6 protein-coding genes and 1 pseudogene are annotated in these 5,137 nt (G+C 72.6%); 2 read left to right on the top strand and 5 right to left on the bottom strand.

The annotated features are described in order from the left end of the window. Nucleotides 1–226: pseudogene (locus tag AB0M20_RS26410) on the bottom strand (hypothetical protein); the annotation flags it as partial. Continuing rightward, nucleotides 226–636 (bottom strand): S-adenosylmethionine decarboxylase, encoded by a 411-nt coding sequence (locus AB0M20_RS26405; protein ID WP_364302610.1) that lies wholly within the window; start codon nucleotides 634–636, stop codon nucleotides 226–228. The gene AB0M20_RS26405 and the pseudogene AB0M20_RS26410, both read right to left, overlap by 1 nt. A gap of 150 nt (nucleotides 637–786) precedes the next feature. Between AB0M20_RS26405 and AB0M20_RS26400 the strand changes: the two genes are divergently transcribed. Further along, nucleotides 787–1,557 (top strand): lipase, encoded by a 771-nt coding sequence (locus AB0M20_RS26400; RefSeq protein ID WP_364302607.1) that lies wholly within the window; start codon nucleotides 787–789, stop codon nucleotides 1,555–1,557. Nucleotides 1,558–1,613: 56 nt separating this feature from the next. Here the strand turns inward: AB0M20_RS26400 and AB0M20_RS26395 are convergent, their stop codons facing one another. Genes AB0M20_RS26395 through AB0M20_RS26385 form a run of 3 tightly spaced genes read right to left on the bottom strand, consistent with a single transcriptional unit; the run spans nucleotide 1,614 to nucleotide 4,497 of the window. Further along, a complete protein-coding gene (locus AB0M20_RS26395; RefSeq protein ID WP_364302605.1) occupies nucleotides 1,614–2,444 on the bottom strand; it encodes an ABC transporter permease in 831 nt (276 codons plus the stop codon). Between the two features lie 32 nt (nucleotides 2,445–2,476). After that, nucleotides 2,477–3,385 (bottom strand): ABC transporter ATP-binding protein, encoded by a 909-nt coding sequence (locus AB0M20_RS26390; protein WP_364302602.1) that lies wholly within the window; start codon nucleotides 3,383–3,385, stop codon nucleotides 2,477–2,479. After that, complete coding sequence (locus AB0M20_RS26385) at nucleotides 3,385–4,497, bottom strand: hypothetical protein (RefSeq protein ID WP_364302600.1); 1,113 nt, start codon at nucleotides 4,495–4,497, stop codon at nucleotides 3,385–3,387. Before AB0M20_RS26385 ends, AB0M20_RS26390 begins: the two co-directional genes overlap by 1 nt. A 41-nt stretch (nucleotides 4,498–4,538) precedes the next feature. On the opposite strand from AB0M20_RS26385, the gene AB0M20_RS26380 reads away from it, so the two are divergent. Beyond that, a partial coding sequence (locus AB0M20_RS26380) for an RNA polymerase subunit sigma-70 (protein ID WP_364302598.1) occupies nucleotides 4,539–5,137 on the top strand: 599 nt, incomplete at its 3' end.

Below are 5,137 nucleotides of genomic sequence, written 5' to 3'. Positions count from 1 at the left end.
AGCGGCTCTGCTGCTCGTACGGGCCGTATTCGGCGGTCATCACCGCGGTGTCGTTGCCGAACGTGTCCTGGAAGACCTCCCGCTCGACGGCGCGGGCCACGTCGGCGAGCGGCCCGTCGGGACCGGTGACGAAGCAGGCGTAGCGGCCGGTGCCCGGGTGGGCGGCGAGGGTGATGGCGGTGATCCGGCGCGCGGTGAGGGTGTCGAGCTCGTAGCGGGTCCGCATCAGAACTGCCTCGCGACGATCGCGCTGGTGCGGAAGTACTCCTCGGTGAACGCGAGGACGGCCGCCGGGTCGAACGCCTTGCACGTGTAGATGTCGACGCTGAAGAACTCGACGGGGCGCTCCCACGAGTAGAAATGCGCGCCGGAGGTCTCCCAGTGGATCCAGCCGGCCCAGCCGTAGAGGTCGCTGACGTGCGTGACCGGGTCGATGATCGTGACCATCTCGGTGACCTCGGAGAGCTTCCGCAGGTAGTCCTTGATGTGCTCGTCGGTGATCGCGAAGGTCGGGTAGCCCTCGACGACCATCCGCTGGCGGTGGATCGACGGGGCGAGATCACGGTAGTCGTCGGTCACCGTAGGTGATGCGGGCTGAACGCGGAACGTGGCGGCGGCAGGCGTGGGGGTCGTCATGTCGTCGTCCTCGGGAGCTGGGAGCGGGCAATTCGGTGATTTCGGGCCGCATCCACGATGCCGCGTTCGACTACGCAGAGTCAACAGCACCGGGTAGCAACTGGGGTGCGGATCGGTTGCGGCCGCCGGCGGCACGGCATCATTGACGGCGTGTCCCCACGTCGCCGACTCCTGCTGGCCCTGGCCGGGGCCCTGGTGCTCGTGGTCGCCGTCGTGATCGGCGTGCGGGTGCTGACCGGCCGCACCGATGGTGGAGCGCGGCCCGACCAGGCCGCGCCGGGCTCGGTGTTGCTGGTGCCGGGGTACGGCGGCAGCCAGGTCTCGCTGACCCGCCTCGCGCAGGTGCTGACCGCACAGGGCCGCATCGCCAGGGTGGTGACGCTCCCCGAGGGCGGCACGGGCGACCTGCGCAAGCAGGCCGACACCTTGGATACGGCGGTCCGCGCCGAGCTGGACGCCGGCTCGCCCTCGGTGGACGTCATCGGCTATTCGGCCGGCGGCGTGACGACACGTCTCTGGGTGGACCGGCACGACGGCGCCGCGGTGGCCCGCCGCATCGTGACGCTCGGCTCACCGCTGCACGGCGCGCGCATCGCCGGCGTGGGGGCCGCCTTCGCCCCGGGCGCGTGCCCCACCGCATGCCGTCAGCTGTCCCCCGGCAGCGACGTGCTCGACGACATCGACGACCGGGATCTGCCGGACGGCTTGCCCTGGCTGAGTGTCTGGACGGAGAACGACGAGACCGTTCAGCCCCCGGACTCGGCCCGCCTGGACGGTGCGGTCAACGTGTCCCTGCAGAGCATCTGCCCGTCGGCCCGGACCTCGCACGGCGCCCTGCCGACCGACCCGGCCGTGACGGCGCTGGTCCTGGCGGCCGTGGGCACCGCCCCGCTCGCCGCCCCCACCGGTTGCCCGGCCTGACCGCCTGCCCGGCCTAACCCTCAACCTGAGGTTGACCCTCAACCTCAACCGGAGAGTCAGGAGGTGATGTCCCGGGTCATGAAGTTCGCCCAGGCCGCGCCCAGGAGGACCACCAGGAAGACCAGCTGGATGCCGGCGCCGCGCTCGATGTCGCGCCAGAGCACCGGGTCGCGGAAGAAGTCGATCCAGGCCAGCCAGTAGCGGGTCGGCAGGTACGGGCGGATCGCTGCCGCCGCGTCCAGCGTGACCAGCACCTGGCTGGTCACCAGCACGGCGAGGGCGCCCATCGCCGCGCCGAGCGCCGAGTCGGTCACCGTCGACAGGAACAGCGCGATCGCCGCCACGCCCAGCATCGACACCACGATGTACGCGACCGTGGCCAGCAGCCGCAGCACCAGGCCGGCCGGGGTGATCGTCACGCCGGACAGCGACGTCACGTCGGCCGGCAGCGCCACCCCCGCGGACGGCTCGCCGCCGAAGAGGGTGATGCCGGTCAGGAACGAGGTGATCAGGACCGCGCCGATCGCGAACAGCACGAAGACGATCAGGGCGACCAGCTTCGCGACCAGCAGCCGGGTCCGGCCCACGGGACGGATCAGCAGATAGCGCAGGGTGCCGGTCTGCGCCTCGCCGGCCACCGCGTCGCCGGCCAGCACCGCCACCGAGACCGGCAGGAAGATCGGCATGACCAGAGCCATCGCCGCGGCCGGGTAGAGCGAGCCGTTGCTCAGCACCGCGGAGAGGAACGCGCCGCCCTGGCCGGGTGGTGGCGGGATGCGGGTCGTCGCCAGGAACACCGCGACCGTGAACGGCAGGGCGCAGAGCAGGCCGGCGATCACGTACGTGCGGGGGCGGCGGAAGAGCTTCGCGAGTTCGACGCGGATCACGTAGGGGTCTACCTCTGATCGATCGGAGCGGTTCAGGCGGCTTCGACGCGGTCGGAGCTGGTCGTGGTCGCGTCGAGGACCACCTGCTCGAGGGTGCGGCGTTCGGCGCCGATCTCGGTGACCCGGATGCCGGCCTTCTGCAGCTCCGCGTTCAGGTCACCCGCGTCGCGATGACGGACCGTGAGCACCGTGCCCTCGCGCTTCTCCACCCGGCCGTCGAGCAGCGCCACCACCTCGTGCGGTGACGGGGTGTGCACGACGACCCGGCCGGTGGGCGCCTGCAGCGAGGCCAGCTCCTCCTGCAGCACCAGGCGGCCGCGGTCCATCACGCCGACCCGGGTGCACAGCGCCTCGATCTCGGCCAGCAGGTGGCTGGAGAGGAAGACCGTGGTGCCCTCGGCGTTCAGCTCGGCCAGCAGGTCGCGGATCTCGCGGATGCCGCGCGGGTCGAGGCCGTTGGTCGGCTCGTCGAGGATGAGCAGGCGCGGCTTGCGCAGCAGCGCCGCGGCCAGGCCGAGGCGCTGCCGCATGCCGAGGGAGTACGCCTTCACCGGCCGCCGGTCGATCCCGGCCAGGCCGACGCGTTCGAGGACCTCGCCGACGCGCCGCTTGCGGTCACCGCGGTCGCTGCCGGGCCCGGCGGCGTCGAGCAGGGCGAGGTTGGTACGCCCGGACAGGTGCGGATACATGCCGGGGCCCTCGACCATCGCCCCGATCGACGGCAACGCGTCCTTGACCCGGCGCGGCACCGGCAGGTCCAGCACCTCGATCTCGCCGCGGGTGGCGAAGACCAGCCCGAGCAGCATCCGGACCAGCGTGGTCTTGCCCGAGCCGTTGGGACCCAGCAGCCCGTACCGGTCGCCCTCGCGGACATTCAGGTCAACGCCGTCCACCGCGACGACCGAGCCGTACTTCTTGACCACTCCCCTGGTGACGATCATCAGGCACTCCTCGCCAAGTCGACGGCCACGCGTTCGAGGACGGCCGGTTGCACGAAGCCGGCCACCAGGAAGGTGCGCTCGTTCTGTACCGCCATCAGGGTGAGCAGGCCGGTGCCGAGCAGCGCGGCCCGGCCGTACGGCAGGTCCAGGTTCCGGCCGTAGGTGTCGAGGCGGTCGAACGCCGTCCCGCCGAACCGGCCGGGCAGCCGGATCACCACGATCTGGGCCAGACCGGTGCCGTAGACGGCGGCCGCCGTGACCCCGTCGACCTCGGCGCCGCGCCGCAGCCCGCCGACGCTGTCCGGCAGCCCGCCTCGTGGGCGGCGGTTGATCTGGCTCAGGAAGTCGGGCGCGTCGGCGACGGTGAAGCCGACGCCCTCGCGCGGCTCGGGCGGCGTGACCGTGCCGGCGTCCGGGCGGGTCTGACGCAGCTCGAGGAAGCGGGTGACGAAGACCGGCCGCTCGCCGCCGCGCGCGGTCACCTCGGCCTGCACCGGCAGCCCGGTCGCCGGGTCGGCCCAGATGTCCACGTGGTCGACCGTGGTGTCCGCGGACGCCGGGACCAGGCGCAGCCCGGCCGCGTCCAGCCCGGCCACCCGCTTGCCCGCCAGGGGCTCGACCCGGTCGGTCGCGGCGATGGCGAGGAGCCGGCGGACCATTTCGGGCGGGGTGAAGTCGGCCGGGCGGGGCAGCCGGATCGGCTGCTCGCCGTGGACGTGCACGATCTGGTTGGCGCCGAAGTCCCAGATCACCTGGCCATCGGGGGTCTGGTAGACGTCGCGCTCGGTCGCGCCGTCGATGACGTCGACCCGCCAGCGGTCGCGGGCCGCATACCAGACCCGCATCTCGGTGCGCCCGCTGAGCGGTTTGACCACGTCGTCGAAGTTGGGCAGGGACGGCAGTGGCAGCAGGCCGCTGCTCTGCGCGTACCCCTGGTAGGCCCGGCCCGCGGACGCGGCCATCGCGGCACGCAGCCGGGCCGGGTCGGCGCTCGCGGCATCGGCCGGCCAGGCGCCGACGACGATCGGGATGCTGCACAGCACGACGACGACGGCGATCACGCTGATCCACCGCCGCCAGGACTGCCCGCTCACGACCGTCGCCGGGTGCATAGGCCCGCAACGGTACCTCCGCCATCAGGCACTATTGCCAGGTGAGCGATCTAGGTCTGGCCAGGGCCGGCGACGACGCGGCGTTCACCCGCCTGGTCGAGCCGCTGCGCCGTGAGCTGCACGCGCACTGCTACCGGATGCTCGGCTCGAGCCATGACGCGGACGACGCGCTGCAGGACGCGCTGGTGCGGGCGTGGCGTGGCATCGGGCGGTTCGAGGGTCGTTCGTCGCTGCGATCCTGGCTCTACACCGTGGCGACGCGGACCTGCCTGGACCTCGTCGAGGGCCGGAGCCGGCGGGCGCTGCCGATGGACCTGAGCCCGGACACGGCGGTGGCGGAGGTCGCCTGGCTCGGCCCCTATCCGGATGCCGGGCTGACCGCCGAGCAGCGCGAGTCGGTGGAGCTGGCCTTCGTCGCGGCGCTGCAGCACCTGCCGGGCAACCAGCGGGCGGCGCTGCTGCTGTTCGAGGTGCTGGGCTTCAGCGCGGCGGAGATCGCCGCGATCATGGAGACCTCGGCCGCGTCGGTGAACAGCGCCCTGCAGAGGGCGCGGGCGACCGTGCAGGACAAGATCGGTCCGGGTACGCGCCGTCCGGCGCTGCGCAAGGTGGCCGACGCCGAGCTGCGGGCGGTGGTGGC

This window comes from Actinoplanes sp. NPDC051633 (genome assembly GCF_040681735.1).
In the GTDB taxonomy this organism is placed as follows: Bacteria; Actinomycetota; Actinomycetes; order Mycobacteriales; family Micromonosporaceae; genus Actinoplanes.
Note: the sequence above shows the minus strand (reverse complement) of the source record. Positions and strands in the feature narration are given on the sequence as shown.